This window comes from Pedobacter alpinus (assembly GCF_042684645.1).
GTDB classification, from domain to species: Bacteria; Bacteroidota; Bacteroidia; order Sphingobacteriales; family Sphingobacteriaceae; genus Pseudopedobacter; species Pseudopedobacter alpinus.
On record NZ_JBHULV010000052.1, the window covers coordinates 114,359 to 130,432 of the forward strand.

Annotated in this window: 14 protein-coding genes; 12 read left to right on the forward strand and 2 right to left on the reverse strand. The window is 33.9% G+C overall.

Annotated elements, in window-relative coordinates; genetic code table 11:
* The 9 genes from ACFSSE_RS16005 to ACFSSE_RS16045 all read left to right on the forward strand — a co-directional run bounded on the left by ACFSSE_RS16005 (position 1) and on the right by ACFSSE_RS16045 (position 9,681).
* On the forward strand, positions 1-2,406 hold the full coding sequence (locus ACFSSE_RS16005; RefSeq protein ID WP_379045986.1) for a 3-hydroxyacyl-CoA dehydrogenase/enoyl-CoA hydratase family protein: 2,406 nt from the start codon (positions 1-3) through the stop codon (positions 2,404-2,406).
* Positions 2,407-2,468: 62 nt separating this feature from the next.
* The gene (locus ACFSSE_RS16010) at positions 2,469-2,822 is read left to right on the forward strand and encodes a four helix bundle protein (RefSeq protein WP_379045989.1); all 354 of its coding nucleotides are present in this window, start codon (positions 2,469-2,471) and stop codon (positions 2,820-2,822) included.
* Between the two features lie 154 nt (positions 2,823-2,976).
* Positions 2,977-4,152 carry an acetyl-CoA C-acyltransferase gene (locus tag ACFSSE_RS16015; RefSeq protein WP_379045992.1) on the forward strand — a complete coding sequence of 392 codons (1,176 nt, stop codon included), beginning with the start codon at positions 2,977-2,979 and terminating at the stop codon, positions 4,150-4,152.
* Between the two features lie 137 nt (positions 4,153-4,289).
* Positions 4,290-6,068: an acyl-CoA dehydrogenase family protein gene (locus ACFSSE_RS16020; RefSeq protein WP_379045995.1), complete on the forward strand. Its 1,779-nt coding sequence runs from the start codon at positions 4,290-4,292 to the stop codon at positions 6,066-6,068.
* A 188-nt stretch (positions 6,069-6,256) separates the two neighbouring features.
* Positions 6,257-6,427, forward strand: coding sequence for a hypothetical protein (locus ACFSSE_RS16025; protein WP_379045998.1), 171 nt, complete (start codon positions 6,257-6,259; stop codon positions 6,425-6,427).
* Between the two features lie 334 nt (positions 6,428-6,761).
* Positions 6,762-7,226: a hypothetical protein gene (locus ACFSSE_RS16030; RefSeq protein ID WP_379046001.1), complete on the forward strand. Its 465-nt coding sequence runs from the start codon at positions 6,762-6,764 to the stop codon at positions 7,224-7,226.
* A 283-nt stretch (positions 7,227-7,509) separates the two neighbouring features.
* On the forward strand, positions 7,510-8,424 hold the full coding sequence (locus tag ACFSSE_RS16035; RefSeq protein ID WP_379046004.1) for an alpha/beta hydrolase: 915 nt from the start codon (positions 7,510-7,512) through the stop codon (positions 8,422-8,424).
* Positions 8,424-8,783 (forward strand): DUF4345 family protein, encoded by a 360-nt coding sequence (locus tag ACFSSE_RS16040; RefSeq protein ID WP_379046007.1) that lies wholly within the window; start codon positions 8,424-8,426, stop codon positions 8,781-8,783. The genes ACFSSE_RS16035 and ACFSSE_RS16040 overlap by 1 nt, the downstream gene beginning before the upstream one ends.
* Entirely contained in the window at positions 8,752-9,681 is a 930-nt protein-coding gene (locus ACFSSE_RS16045; RefSeq protein ID WP_379046009.1) for a helix-turn-helix domain-containing protein, read from the forward strand. Before ACFSSE_RS16040 ends, ACFSSE_RS16045 begins: the two co-directional genes overlap by 32 nt.
* A gap of 589 nt (positions 9,682-10,270) precedes the next feature.
* On the opposite strand, the gene ACFSSE_RS16050 is transcribed toward ACFSSE_RS16045, so the two are convergent.
* Entirely contained in the window at positions 10,271-12,109 is a 1,839-nt protein-coding gene (locus ACFSSE_RS16050) for a hypothetical protein (protein ID WP_379046012.1), read from the reverse strand.
* Between the two features lie 269 nt (positions 12,110-12,378).
* Here ACFSSE_RS16050 and ACFSSE_RS16055 point away from each other — a divergent pair, with 269 nt between their 5' ends.
* The 3 genes from ACFSSE_RS16055 to ACFSSE_RS16065 all read left to right on the forward strand — a co-directional run bounded on the left by ACFSSE_RS16055 (position 12,379) and on the right by ACFSSE_RS16065 (position 14,820).
* Positions 12,379-14,241 (forward strand): CocE/NonD family hydrolase, encoded by a 1,863-nt coding sequence (locus tag ACFSSE_RS16055; RefSeq protein ID WP_379046014.1) that lies wholly within the window; start codon positions 12,379-12,381, stop codon positions 14,239-14,241.
* 94 nt (positions 14,242-14,335) lie between these two features.
* On the forward strand, positions 14,336-14,548 hold the full coding sequence (locus ACFSSE_RS16060; protein ID WP_379046016.1) for a YtxH domain-containing protein: 213 nt from the start codon (positions 14,336-14,338) through the stop codon (positions 14,546-14,548).
* 59 nt (positions 14,549-14,607) lie between these two features.
* Positions 14,608-14,820 (forward strand): hypothetical protein, encoded by a 213-nt coding sequence (locus ACFSSE_RS16065; RefSeq protein WP_379046019.1) that lies wholly within the window; start codon positions 14,608-14,610, stop codon positions 14,818-14,820.
* A 125-nt stretch (positions 14,821-14,945) separates the two neighbouring features.
* On the opposite strand, the gene ACFSSE_RS16070 is transcribed toward ACFSSE_RS16065, so the two are convergent.
* Positions 14,946-15,743 (reverse strand): DUF1206 domain-containing protein, encoded by a 798-nt coding sequence (locus ACFSSE_RS16070; protein WP_379046022.1) that lies wholly within the window; start codon positions 15,741-15,743, stop codon positions 14,946-14,948.
* Positions 15,744-16,074 lie beyond the last annotated feature (331 nt).

Sequence of the window (16,074 nt, forward strand, 5' to 3'; positions counted from 1 at the left end):
ATGAAAAGATCAATTAAAAAATTAGCAGTACTTGGGTCCGGAATTATGGGCTCCAGAATAGCCTGTCACTTTGCAAACATTGGAATAGAAGTTTTGCTTTTGGATATTGTTCCAAAAGAGTTAAACGATAAAGAAAAAGCTAAAGGCTTAACATTAGAAAGCACAGCTGTAAGAAATAGAATAGTTAACGATGCATTAGCATTTGCAGCAAAATCTAATCCTTCGCCTGTATATAATAAAGCAGTTTTAAGTAAAATTAAAACTGGAAATTTTGAAGATAACATGAAAGAAATTGCCAATTGCGATTGGACAATTGAAGTAGTGGTAGAAAATCTCAAGATCAAAAAAATAGTTTACGACCAAGTAGAACAATTTAGAAAGCTGGGTACTTTAATCACTTCAAATACATCAGGAATTCCAATCCACATGATGGCAGAAGGGCGATCCGAAGATTTTAAAAAGCACTTCTGCGGAACGCACTTTTTCAATCCTCCACGTTATTTAAGATTATTAGAAATTATTCCTACACCAGATACGGATCAAGAAATTATTGATTTCTTAATGCATTATGGGGATAAATTTTTAGGTAAAACCACGGTTTTATGTAAAGATACCCCTGCATTTATTGCAAACCGAGTAGGTGTTTACTCTATCATGTCGCTTTTGCATTTGGTAGAAAAAATGGATTTAACGGTAGAAGAAGTAGATAAATTTACTGGTCCCGCTTTAGGCCGACCAAAGTCTGCAACTTTCCGCACTACAGATGTGGTAGGATTAGATACCATGATAAACGTAGCTAACGGCTTAGCCCAAAACGTACCAAATGACGAGCAAAAAGAAGTTTTTGTTTTGCCAGACTACGTTAAAAAGATGCAAGAGAACAAATGGCTGGGAGATAAAACTGGTCAAGGTTTTTACAAGAAAACAAAAGACGCTAATGGCAAAACAGAGATTTTAGCCTTAGACCTTAAGACATTAGAATATCGTTCGCAAAATAAAGTAAAATCAGCAACGCTAGAGGCTACAAAACCAATCGAGAATCTTCGTGAAAGAATGAAAGTTTTTGCAGCTGGAAAAGATAAAGCTGCAGAATTTTTCAGGATTTCCTTTTCAGGATTATTTGAATACGTTTCTAACCGAATTCCAGAAATATCAGACGAAACTTATCGTATAGACGATGCCATGAGAGCAGGTTTTGGATGGGAGTTAGGTCCTTACGAAGTTTGGGACGCTGTAGGTGTAAAAGAAGGTGTAGAAATGATGAAAGCTAATGGAAAAACTCCAGCAGCTTGGGTTATCGAAATGATAGCAGCCGGACATACCTCTTTCTATAAAATAGAAAACGGAAATAAATCTTATTACGATATTCCTTCAAGATCTTACAAAGCCATTCCAGGTCAGGATGCTTTTATCGTTCTTGATAACATCAGAGCAAATAAAACCATCTGGAAAAATGCAGGAACAACCCTTACAGATTTAGGCGATGGCATTTTAAACTTAGAGTTTCACACTAAAATGAATACCATTGGTGGCGAAGTTTTAGCTGGAATAAATAAAGCCATAGATATTGCCGAGAAAGATTACAGAGGTTTAGTGATTGGAAATGATGGTGCAAACTTCTCTGCTGGCGCAAACGTAGGTATGATTTTTATGATGGCAGTAGAACAAGAGTGGGACGAGGTTAACATGGCGATTAAAATGTTCCAAAATACTTCAATGAGGATTAGATATTCATCTATTCCAGTAGTAGTTGCCCCACATAATTTAGCGCTAGGTGGCGGTTGTGAATTTACTTTACATGCAGATCACGTTCAGTTAAGTGCCGAAACTTATATGGGTTTGGTAGAGTTTGGAGTAGGATTAATCCCAGGAGGTGGTGGAACCAAAGAGTTTGCCTTAAGAGCATCAGACGAATTTGGTACAGACCAAATAGAGCAAAATGTGTTAAAAGAGAAATTTTTGACCATTGCAATGGCTAAAGTTTCTACATCAGGTTTAGAAGCTTATGATTTAGGTTACTTACAAAAAGAGAAATTTTCTATCTCTATGAATAGGAGTAGGCTTATCGCCGATGCTAAACAAAAAGCATTAGAATTAGCTGATGCTGGTTACACGCAACCCGTAAGAAGAACAGATATTAAGGTACTAGGTAAATACGGATTAGGAATGATGTACGCCGGAGCAAATACCATGCGTTCTGGAAATTATATCTCAGACCACGATCAAAAAATCTCTCAAAAACTGGCTTATGTAATGTGCGGTGGTGATTTATCAGCCCCAACTTTAGTAACAGAGCAATATTTACTGGATTTAGAACGAGAAGCATTTTTGAGTCTTTGTGGAGAGAAAAAGACTTTGGAAAGAATCCAATCGATAATTACTAAGGGGAAACCGTTGAGAAATTAGTAGTGCGATTTGAGTATTGAGTATTGAGAACCTATAAAACGGAAGAAAAATTAAGATAAGAAATGCACAACATAAAAGAATTAAAAATCTGGAATAAGGCAATGGACTTGGCAGTTCAGGTTTATGATTTGTCATCTAAATTTCCTTCAGATGAAAGGTTCGGATTAACTTCTCAAGTTAGAAGGTGTGCAGTATCAATTCCTTCTAATATTTCGGAAGGTGCTGGAAGAAATACAAAAGGTGAATTCAAGCAGTTTTTAGGAATAGCTAATGGTTCAGCTTATGAATTACAAACTCAACTCATGATTGCAAATAAATTGAATTTTATTGATGAAAAATCTACAAATGAGATTTTAGAAACCATCTATGAGATTCAAAAAATGAATTATAAACTTCAATTATCATTAAATAAATAGTAATGCGATTTGAGTATTGGGAACTTTTAAAATGGAAATAAGCAAATTATCTCAATACTCAATACGCCCTACTCAATACTAAATAGAAAATTAAACAAGGACGTAAGCAAGCCATCTCAATACTCAATACGCCCTACTCAATACTAAATAAAACATGGAAGCATACATTATAGCAGGATATAGAACAGCAGTAGGTAAAGCACCTAGAGGAGTTTTTCGTTTTACTAGAGCGGATGATTTAGCAGCGGATGTGATCAGAGCGCTGGTAGAATCGGTACCTAATTTGGATAAAGAGCAAATTGATGATGTAATTGTAGGTAATGCTACGCCAGAGGCCGAACAAGGTTTAAACATCGGACGTATGATTTCTCTAATGGGTTTAGATACCGATAAAGTTCCGGGAGTGACGGTAAATAGATACTGTGCATCAGGTTTAGAAACCATCGCAACGGCAGTTGCAAAAATTAAAGCTGGCATGGCAGACTGTATTATTGCCGGTGGGGTAGAAGTAATGAGTGGAATGCCTTTCGGCGGATGGAAAATTGTTCCAAACCCCGAGGTAGCATTAAAAAATCCAGATTGGTATTGGGGCATGGGCTTAACTGCCGAAGCGGTAGCGAAGGAGTTTGAAGTAAGCAGAGAAGACCAAGATGAGTTTGCGTTCAACTCTCACAAAAAAGCTTTAGCAGCAATTGAAAATGGACATTTAAAAGATGGAATATTACCTATTAAGGTTAAAGAAAACTATCTGGATGCCAACATGAAAAAGAAAACCCGCGAATACGTGGTTGATACAGATGAAGGTCCAAGAGGAGATACTTCTATTTCGGCTTTAGCCAAATTGAAACCAGTTTTTGCAGCAGGCGGTTCGGTAACAGCAGGTAATTCATCTCAAACATCAGACGGGGCAGCATTTGTATTGGTAGTTTCAGAAAAAATGTTGAAGCAATTAAATATACAACCTATCGCTCGTTTGGTAAGTTATTCGGTTGCAGGTGTTCCTCCACGTATTATGGGAATTGGCCCAATTGAAGCTATTCCAATGGCGCTTAAGCAAGCCAATATGAAGTTAGATGATATCGATTTAATCGAGTTAAACGAAGCTTTCGCATCGCAATCTATTGCTATCACTAGAAAATTAGGATTAAATACAGATAAGCTAAATGTAAACGGTGGCGCTATCGCTTTAGGGCATCCACTAGGTTGTACAGGCGCAAAACTATCAGTACAAATATTTAACGAATTAAAAAGAAGAGACCAGAAATACGGAATGGTAACCATGTGCGTAGGTACAGGGCAAGGTGCAGCGGGGATTTTTGAAATGCTATAGAGCTTCACCCAACCTCTCCAAGGGAGAGGAGTTAGCGTGGAAATTTGGCGACTTTTAGATTTAGAAACTAATAAACATAATATTAAACTATATAAGCAAGTCCTTCTCCTTTGGAGAAGGATTTAGGACGAGGCAATATGAAAAAATCAACAAAAGGTGGCGAGTTCATCATCACGGAAACAGACTTTAAGGATGTATTTATTCCTGAAGAATTTGACGAAGAACAGTTAATGATTAAAAAAACCTGTGAAGACTTTTTAGAAGCAGAGGTTTTTCCTAATCTCGACAGAATTGATAAGTTAGAAGAAGGTCTTATGCCTTCGCTAATGGATAAAGCTGGTGAGTTAGGCTTATTAGCAGTTTCTATTCCAGAAGAGTACGGAGGTTTTGGTAAAAACTTCAATACTTCTATGCTAGTTACTGATGCTATTGGCGCAGGTCACTCTTTTGCGGTGGCACTTTCTGCACATACAGGTATTGGTACACTTCCTATTTTATATTATGGAAACAAAGAACAAAAAGATAAATATATTCCTAAACTAGCTTCGGGTGAGTGGAAAGCTAGTTATTGCTTAACAGAACCTAATGCAGGTTCTGATGCAAACTCTGGCAAAACCAAGGCAGTTTTAAATGCCGAGGGAACACATTACATCATCAACGGACAAAAAATGTGGATTACCAATGGTGGTTTCGCAGATATTTTTATAGTTTTTGCTAAGATAGATAGCGATAAAAATCTTTCGGCGTTTATAGTAGAGAAAGATTTTGGTGGTGTAACCATGAATCCAGAAGAACATAAAATGGGTATCAAAGGTTCATCTACCCGTCAGGTTTTCTTTAATGATTGTGCTGTACCAGTAGGAAACTTACTTTCCGAACGTGAAAACGGATTTAAAATAGCGGTTAATATTTTAAATATTGGAAGAATTAAATTAGGAGCAGCAGCCATTGGTTCTTCGCGTAAAGTTTTAGATCAAGCTATTAATTACTCTAATGAGCGAGTTCAGTTTGGTTTAAACATCTCAAAATTTGGAGCAATTCGTTATAAATTAGCAGAAATGGCAACCCGTAATTTTGCTGTAGAAAGTGCTGCTTACCGGGCTGGTCAAAATATTGATGATGCTTACGATGCTTTAATTGCAGGCGGAATGGATGTTGGGAAAGCTAAACTAAAATCGACTGAGCAATTTGCTGTAGAATGTGCGATTATAAAAGTTTGGGGATCAGAAGTATTGGATTATATAGTTGATGAAGGGGTGCAGATTTATGGTGGTATGGGCTACAGTGCTGATGCTCCAATGGACAGGGCTTACCGAGATAGCCGTATCAACCGTATTTTTGAAGGTACAAATGAGATTAACCGTTTATTAATTGTGGATATGCTTTTGAAGCGAGCTTTAAAAGGCGAGTTAGATTTAATGACACCAGCTACAGCTGTAGCAGGGGAGTTAATGTCGATACTAGATTTTGCAGACGAAGACGATTCTTTATTTGCAGCGGAATTAAAAACCTTGAAAAATTTGAAAAAAGCAGGTTTGATGATTGCAGGAGCAGCGGTGCAAAAATTGATGATGACGCTTTCTAAAGAACAAGAGATTTTGATGAACATTGCCGATATCATTGGCTCGGTTTACGTTGCAGAATCCACAATTCTAAGAGTGCAAAAATTAGTTGATATGCGTGGTGAAGAAGCTTGTGCTGGGCAGTTAGATATGATGCGCATTTATTTGCAAGAATGTGTAGATAAAACTGCTTTAGCCGGTAAAGAAGCCTTAAACTCTTTTGCCGAAGGCGATGATTTAAACATGATGTTAATGGGCTTACGCAGATTTACAAAAGTAAAACCATTCAATATTAAAGACGCTCGTCAGCGTGTTGCAAAGCAGTTGATTGAAGCGAATAAGTATTGTTATTAGATTTCTTTTGCGTCATGTAGACGAAGGAGAAATCTCATCATACAAGTAAGCCGTTCAAAGAAATTTGAACGGTTTTTTTATAGAACAGTACCTCAATTTACAATTGAATAAAAAAATCGTTATTTTTGAGTTCGATTTATGCTTATGAAATTATTATTAGATATTCAATCAGACAAAATAAGTCAATAATGGATTTTCTAAATACCCTCACAGAAGTTACGGTAGAAAAGATTACAGATAAAGAAGCTGATTTATTGACTGAAATAAAGGAAATAAAACAAGCTTTTAAACATTCAGAAATGATTGACTCAGGTAAATTGAATACTAAATCTGTAAGTGAATTATTAGATGGCTTATGATGTTTACACCATCGAATATTTTGATAAGCAATTCAAGAAACTAGTTAAAATTATCCTCCTGTTAAAGTCGAAACTATCAAGTTAATCAATAGCCTTAACAATCTTCTAAATTGAAATATAATTTATATCATAATATTTCGAAAGAACGATAAACCATTGTATTGGAACTTGATTTTTTAATGTTTTATGATGGACATTATCTTAAATTTTGCTTTGTAAAGTAAACTTAACAAAGCGTTTAAATTTAACATACTATAATCAGGAATTTAATATTCTTTTAAAGAAATATATGCGCAAATATTTTTACCTTTAAGGAAAATTAACTTCGAAAACGATGAAAAAAATAGTTTTAATGATTGCCATAGCTATGGTATTAAATGTAGTTGCAATGGCTCAAACCACTACAGAAAAGTTACCCGAATGGAAAATAGTAACTGTAGTAGAATCAATTATTCCCATGGGTTTAGGAAGATCAAGAATGATTGAGAATACCACTGAAGTAAATACCGAGCAATTTCGCACAAGCCGAACAGATGGCAAAAAATCTGATCAAAATAGCGTAAGCAGAAGCGAATTAAAAGTCGATAATTTTGACGAAGCTAAATTATTGAACTTTTTTAGTGTGGCGGGCATAAATTTTCAAAATATTGCTTCTAACGATGCAATGATTGGTGCCAGAATTATGGAATTAGAAGCGCTTGGTTTTAAATTAGTTTATGTAACAAGTGGTGTAGAAAGTCATGCTGGAAAAGACGATTCTGGAGGTATTTTTATTACCCGTATGTTTTTTAAAAGATAAGTTTCAAAATTATTTCTATCTGTAGTCTTAAGCTTAGTGTGGTTACGGATTAATTCATAAAAAAGAGTCTTAATGACTCTTTTTTCGTTACATAAAAATTTAAAGAACAAAATGGCTTGTGAGGGCACATACTACATAGTTAGCGGTAATGGCAAAGCGACACTCAGACAACCAAACGACACGACATCACAACCCCGATTTTGTTACAAACAACCTTGATTAGGAAACATTTACTCTTTAAAGGAATACGAACTTTGCATTGCAAAACTTAAAAAATAAAACAATGCAAAAAGTAAAATTCAAAAACAGAAATTGGGACACAGTAGCCAATCTTCATTTGCCCGACAATTTTGATGAAACACAAAATTATCCCACTATTGTTTGCGTTCATCCGGGAGGTAGCGTAAAAGAACAAACCGCTGGTTTGTATGCAGGGAAACTTGCCAAAAAAGGGTTTATTGCTTTGGCTTATGATGCTTCTTTTCAAGGCGAAAGCGGTGGAGAGCCAAGATATTTTGAAGACCCTACCAGTCGTGTAGAAGACATAGGCTATGCCGTAGATTATCTTACTACATTAAATTTTGTAGATAAAAACCACATCGGTTTATTGGGCATTTGTGCAGGCGGTGGTTATGCTGCAAATGCAGCATTAAAAGAAAGGCGAATAAAAGCTGTGGCAACAATTTCAGGAGTAAACATAGGCAGAGCATTCAGAGAAGCAAATTTCTTGGAAACATTAGAAGCAGTTGCAACGCAACGAACTGCGGAAGCCAACGGAGCAGAGCCGATGATAACCAATTGGACACCCAATTCTTCCGAAGAAGCAAAACAGGCAGGCATAAGCGACCTGGATATGTTAGAGGCTATTAATTATTATAGAACGCCAAGAGGCGAATTTCCGACTTCAAACAATAAATTACTTTTTGAAAGTATGCCGAACTTAACAATGTTTGACGCTTTTCATCTCGCTGATTTTTTGCTCACACAACCTTTATTGATTATCGTTGGCGACAAAGTTGGTTCTTTCGGTTCTTACAGAGATGGCTTTGACTTATACAAAAAAGCCGCTTCTAAAAACAAAAAAATCCATATCGTAAATGGTGCAGGTCATTATGATTTATACGACAAACCCGAAGCAATAACAGAAGCATTAGATAAATTAGTCACATTCTTTCAGGAAAATCTTTTGCAGAAATAATGACTTTTTTTCTAAAAATAGTCGGAGTGATTTTGCTTATTGGAGGTTGTGTTCTAACGTACAAACCAAACCTAATCAGCAAAATTCCTTTGCCCGAAAACCCATATCAGATGATTGAAATGCGGGTAAGATGGGGATTTCTAATTGGATTAGGGATTTTGTTCATTTTTTTCAATCAATGGAGTGATTGGAAATTAACGGTATGTGCATTATTGTTTTTCCTAACTTTGGGAATTATCATAGCCCGATTATTCGGGTTTGTTTTAGACGGTTTTTTTTCAAAACAATTACTTTGGCTAACCATAGAAGTTGTTGTATTAATTATCTTTGGAATTTTATATAGATATGCAGACCATTAATTCTTTATCTGAATTTCATCGCTTACTATCCATTCCACCACCTTCACATCCGTTGGTAAGTGTGGTTTTAGTTTCTGAAATACACGCTGTAAATTCTGATTTTTGGAAACATTTTTCTACTGATTTTTATACAATATCTCTAAAAAATAATATCCATTCCAAAGTGAAATATGGACAGCAATATTATGATTTTGACAAGGGAACAATGATTTTTACTGCACCTAAACAAGTCCAATCTGTTAAACTAGATAAAACCAATTCTTTTAACGAAACGTTTGGTACTGGATATGTATTGTTTTTTCATTCTGATTTTCTGAAAAAACACCCATTGCAAAGCACAATAAAAAATTATGGTTTCTTTTCCTATTCCATAAATGAAGCTTTACATCTTTCTGAACAAGAAGAAAAAAATGTCATTGAGATATTTCAAAAAATAGAGAAAGAATACCAGCATATTGACAAGCACACACAAGACATTATTCTGTCGCAAATTGATTTGCTTTTGAACTATTGTAATCGTTTTTACGAACGGCAATTCATTACCCGAAAAGTTGTAAACAATGATTTACTTTCTAAAATGGAAAATCTTTTGAATGATTATTTTAATACTTCGAAAACAGTAAAAAACGGATTGCCAACAGTTGAATATTTAGCCAATCAACTTCATTTTTCTGCAAATTATTTAAGCGATATGTTGCGTTTGCTAACAGGACAAAATGCTCAACAACACATTCACGAAAAACTCATAGAAAAAGCAAAGGAAAAACTTTTAACGACAAACTTATCCGTAAGTGAAATTGCCTACGAATTAGGTTTTGAGCAATCACAATCATTCAACCGACTTTTCAAAAAGAAAACTGAAATGTCACCCTTGAAGTATAGAAATTCGTTTAATTAAATTTTCCGTTACCGACTTTTGTATTTTTTTTCATACACAGCAGAAAACTGAAAGCCACATATCGCCAACACACGCTATGAGTGGTCTGTGAGAACACAGACCACGGGATGAAATGACTGAATAGCCTGTTTGGTTTGTTTCCATCGGTCTGTGTCACTCAATGACTGAAATTTCTTTTCCTCGGTTTGTGTCTTCACAGACCGAAATTACGAACATTTGATTATTTTATAAAAGGAAGTTTATGTTATATGGGAAAGGAAGGGAGAATAAATGAGTGGTCTGTGAGGACACAGACCACGGGATGAAATGATTGAAATTTATTTTACTTGGTCTGTGTCTCCACACATCGAAACTTAATTAACAAAAATGGTCTGTGAGGACACAGACCATGGATGTCAAAAACAAAAACAGCCCACGATTTTAACCGTGGGCTGCTTGCTTAAACTCATTTTAGGTTTTGCGTTAGGGATGGAAATGGATACCGGCTTGTGGCTAATGCTTTGTGAAGTATGAATGTACAGCCCGACCCTTTTTTCAAGGGGAACGCCCCAATTTTTTCAATTGGGAAACACCCAAAGAATGAAAATCCCTATTCCAAAGGTTTTATTTCTTCCTCTTCCTTCTCCTTTTTTTTCTCTTCCCTTTTCAGCTGTCTCTTTTCTTTTCTTGCCTTTAGTGTTTCCTTAATAGAAGAAAAAGCATCCTTAGCATCGTTAACAATACTACCAACCCTTACTGCACTTTTTCGTAATTTATCTTCTTTCTCTCTACTTACACCTACACTTTCTTTTAGGCCTGTAAAGAGCGATTGCCATAAATAGTTAAAAAATGAAGCGTAATAAGGTCTTTCATAAAATATACGACCAGTTATAAATTCGCCTTTTTTGGATGGATTTTGAGTATTAATGATAAATTTATTGGCCAAAGAAGAAATAAAGCCTTGGCTTTTTAGCGTTCCATCATCCTCTCTTTTAAGTATATCTACATTTAAATCATCATAATAGAATTGCGTGGTTCCACTTGCTGTATTTTGATTGGCTTTTGCAGAGAAACTTAGTTTTTTAACATTAACAGCATTAATTTTTGCCATGCCTAACGGAGTAACTATTGTATTTAAAATTTTCCCATCAAAGGCACCAACTTCTCCACTATAGTCAAACTCGCCTATCTTACTATTCATATAAAATTTAAGCGTTAAATTTAAAGGTGCTTTGCCAAATATGTAAGTATTTACTTTGGCTATCATTAAGCTGTTTTTAGCTAAAGATGCGCTATCATTAGTTACGTTAGTTATTTTACCATTCACATTTTTAAAATCTATGCGTCCGGTTTTTTTGCTTTTAGCATCAAATTCAGAATAGCTGATGTCAACGTCTTTTAAGTTTAATTCCTTTATCCGCATATCTAATGCTAATTTAAGTAGCTGTTGATGAGGAAATTTTCCGGTTTTGTTAGATCTGTGTTTTTGGTAAGCATTATTGTTATAAACATCTACACGGGCCTTATTTATAGATAAAGATTGTGCAAAAAGTCTTTGTTGTTTTAAAAATAAATCAAAGTCAACATCCTTAATTACAATGTTATTAAACTCTAAATCAAACCTGTCTTTTGCGTAACCCACTTTCTTATAAAATGGCACTTTTCCTAATCTGGGCTTTAGTTTAACATCGTTTAATACTAATTCATTTTTTAATGTAGAAAAACTTAAATTATTCATTTCTACATAATACAAACTATCTGGCGTAGCAATTTGATATTTATTAATGTCGATTTGAACGTTTTTGGTATAATACACTCGTGATTTATCTTGCGAAGAAAGCGAATCAATTAATAAATCATTTATTTTTATATTGAGGTTTTTGAGCGAGGTTTGCTTTTCTACTTTATTGCTTTTATTTACAAAAGTAAAATCAACATCTTGTAAGCTAATACTATTAATTTTTAATTCTTTAAAAACGTCTTTGATTAATTCATGGGGGCTTTTTCTTTCTTTTGCAATGGCTACTGTATCGTTATAGGCTTGTCTGTCGTTAATAATTTTAAGTTGCGGGTGGTCAATCAATATATCAGCAATATTCAATTTTTTTGTTTGCACTGCTTCTTGGGCATTTGCATTTTTTATAACTAAAGCATCTACAGAAAGTTGGTATAAATTATCGGGGGCTTTTTTTAGCGATTTCAATTTTTCATAAATCGCCGAATCTGGTATCAGTCTAAAATCTAACAGCTTAAGATTCCCATTTAAAGGATTTATATCTATGCTTTTGTATTCTATTTTGTACAGACTATCTGTAGCATTTATTACAGCTTTCTTTAATTGCTCTTCTAATAAAGGCTTCCAATTCTTTTGTAAATACTTTCCGCCTATAAAAACGCCCGCCGCAATCACAATGATGATTCCAAAGAACCAGAGTATAAATTTTTTCATAAAATGATATGGATGAGGTATTCTATAATTGTGCCTTGTTTCAAATCTTTTACTGTTCGTTTTTTTAAGTGCAGAGTAACAATGGATAAACCTATTAAAGAGGCTTCAAACCCTTTTATTGAGGTAAACTTTTTTTAGTAAAAAAAATATGATAAAATTTTTCTGTGATTTAAAAATATCCATTTCATTTGTAAATTTTTTATTGATAACTTCTATGTAAAACTTAATTACACTAATGTTTTTTATCTTAGTTTTTTAAGCCAAAAAACATGAAAAGAGTTTTATACCTATTACTGGCATTTTTGCCGACATTATCTTTTTCACAAACACAATCAGCAGATTATGTGAAGGAGAATTATAATAAAATTGAGAAATACATTACCATGAGGGATGGAGTAAAATTATTTGCTTCAATTTACATCCCTAAAGATGCTTCTAAAACCAACAAATACCCAATTATGATGCAGCGTACCTGTTACGGTGTTGCACCTTACGGAGAAGATAAATACCGGAGTAGTTTGGGGCCTTCACCATTTATGATGAAAGAGAAATACATTTTTGTTTATGAAGATGTAAGAGGCCGTTGGATGAGTGAAGGACAATGGACAAACATGACTCCTGTTATCGCTAATAAAAAATCAAAAAAAGATGTAGATGAAGGTTCTGATACTTATGATACCATTGATTGGATGATTAAAAATATCCCAAATAATAATGGTAAAATAGGGCAGTGGGGTATTTCATATCCTGGTTTTTACACTGCGGTTGGTTTAACAGCTAATCATCCAGCTTTAAAAGCATCGTCTCCTCAAGCTCCAATTTCCGATTTTTGGTTTGATGACTTCCACCATAATGGTGCGTTTATACAATCATATTTTTTTACTTTTCCCGTTTTTGGAGTTCAAAAAACTGAGAATACCACTAAAGCTTGGTATAAAATGCTTGGTGTAGATACCAAAGATGGTTATCAATTTGGTTTGGATTTAGGGCCACTAAAAAATGCTGATAAATATTATGCGGATAACTTCTTTTGGCAAGAAACCATTAACCATCCAAACTATGATGAATTTTGGCAAAAAAGAAATCTTTTACCTCATTTAAAAAATGTAACTCCAGCTGTGATGACGGTTGGTGGATGGTTTGATGCAGAAGATTTACGTGGACCTTTAGCTATTTATAAAACTATCGAAAAGAATAATCCAAAGACTTATAATACCATTGTTGAAGGACCTTTTGGACATGGAAGATGGAGCCGCGAAACTGGACACACCATGCACAATGATATTTATTATGGAGACAGTATAGCTACATTTTACCAAAAAAATATTGAAGCTAAATTTTTTAATCACTTTTTAAAAGGAACGGGCGATGGAAACACAGGTTTACCAGAAGCGTATTTGTTTGATACGGGCTCAAAAGAATGGAAAATGTTTGACCAATGGCCGGCAAAAAATGGCCAAACTAAAACTTTGTCATTAGGTTTAAATGGCGGCTTATCAGAAATATCTACTTTGCAATATGGTGCTCGTTCATTCGAAAGCGACCCATTAAAACCAGTACCATATACAAATGATGTAACTACAACAATGGGTTTTACGCCATTTAATTATATGAGCGAAGACCAACGTTTTGCAGGCAGAAGAACTGATGTATTGGTTTATCAAACAGAAGTTTTAGAAGAAGATATGACCGTTGGTGGTGAGTTATTGGCAAAACTGAATGTTAGCACAACTGGTTCTGATGCGGATTGGGTTGTTAAAATAATTGATGTTTACCCAGCAAATGAACCAAACAACCCATACATGCCTAATAAAAATGTAACATTAAGTAATTATTGGCAAATGGTAAGGTCTGAAGTGATGCCAGCTAGATTTAGAAATAGTTTTGAAAAACCGGAAGCAATGGTGCCAAACCAAGAAACTATAGTAAATATACCTTTGCAGGATGTGTTACATACCTTTAAAAAAGGACATCGTATGATGGTACAAATTCAAAGTACTTGGTTTCCATTAATTCAAAGAAATCCGCAAACTTTTGTAGATAATATTTATAAAGCCAATGAAAACGATTTTCAGAAGCAAACACATAAGGTTTATAACAATAGCAAGATAGAATTTACAATTATTAAGTAAATATATTTCTTGATTAGCTGGCAGTATGAATACCTAAAATAAATAGCATTGGCATTAAGATTGATACATGATTGTAAATATAAAATCAGATATCATGAAACTATTAAAATTAATTGCATTAGGTGCAGCTGTAAGTTACGGCTATAATTACCTTACAAAAAAAGATCAATTTGGAAAAACTAAATTAGACGGAATAAAAGAAAAAAGTCCGGAATGGATGGATAAAGGAAAGAAAATGGTTAATGAGGTTATAAATAACGTAAGCCAAAAAACAAACCAATCTGGTTACGCTAACAAAAATTATTAACCTTAAAAATGTCTTAATTATTCAATAATAGTTAAGACATTTTTTTTAATCTTAAAGTTATGAACAGTTTCTTTAAAACCATTATAGCTGGTTATGGGGCTAAAAAATTGGGAGGCGGTTGTTTTTCAACAATCATCATTTTTGTGCTAATATATTTTGCTTTGGGGCAATGCAACAGATCAAACGCTCAAGTAAATAATAACAATACACCTATCAAAATAGAATCTCAACAATCAAAAGGTGCTTTGGGCAAAAGCATCATAAGATATTAAAATTTTAATTACCAAATTTCTACCTAAAAAATATAGAGCGGTAAATTTAGTTTTACCGCTCTATTAGTTTTCAAAATGAGCATAGCCTTATTTATTGTTGAATTTAGCCTTTAGGTATTTATTTATTAATATTTAGTAAGGTTGGAATATCTAGCTACCATTATACAAAACAACCCATAACCAATCATACCAAAAGCAACCGTACCCATTAAAAAAGGACCGTAGGTTAAATTTAATAAATATTCAAAAGCACCTTCTGTACCTTCATAGGCATCAGAGTTTTTGTGTAAAGCAACCTTAACCATAAAAAAAGATATCACACCAAATACAACTCCACGAGCCATGTAGCCAAATTTACCAGTCTTTTTTACAAAACCATATTCTTTGCCTGTTGGTTCATCATCAACCTGAACCATATAAATCCCACTATAACCTAAATAAAATTGCCAAATAGCATTTCCAGCCATTGAAATTGCGATAACCCAAATTAAATATATTCCGTAACTCTTGCTCAATATTAAATCTAAAGCTGCCTTTTCTGAACTTAAATCTGCCGAACTTTCCATATTTAATATTGGTTTAATAAACGAAATTGCGAGAATTAAATATAAAGCACCTGTATAAGCATGAACCGCCCTTATTCTAACCCTTTTTTTGTCCCCATGATATAAAGGATCTACAATTGCAGCATAAAAGCGATATACACAGTAGGATATTAATCCTAAACCTATAATTATATTTAATATTTCTCCGCCAGGCAATTTGCTTATTGGATTTACAATCTCCGCCTGACTTCTTATATTTCCATTAAATCCAAATGCAACCAATGCTGCCAATACACCTATTAATGTATAAATCAACCCTTTAGAAAAGTAACCAAACTTTTTTAGCTTATTAAATCTTTCTTTATTTTGTTGGTTCATAGGTTATTATCTATTTTTAAGTATTAAATTAAAACATAAGCAGTGCCATAAACTAAAACTAATATTTATTTTCTTTGAGTTTAAAGCTTAAGCCGATAATATTTTAGAAAAAATTTTAACCATTTTTCAAAAATATTTTAGGAAGGACTACCTAATAATTGATAGATTTTTTTTTAAATTAAATCTTTTAATTAATTATCTTATTTTCAAGATGTTTGTGTTTTGTGATTTCCTAAAAAATTAAAGAACATACAATTTAAAACTTTAGTAAATGTTATCTTAAAATTAACAACATTTAAGTTTGCATGATAGACCATGACAGTTTTAAAGG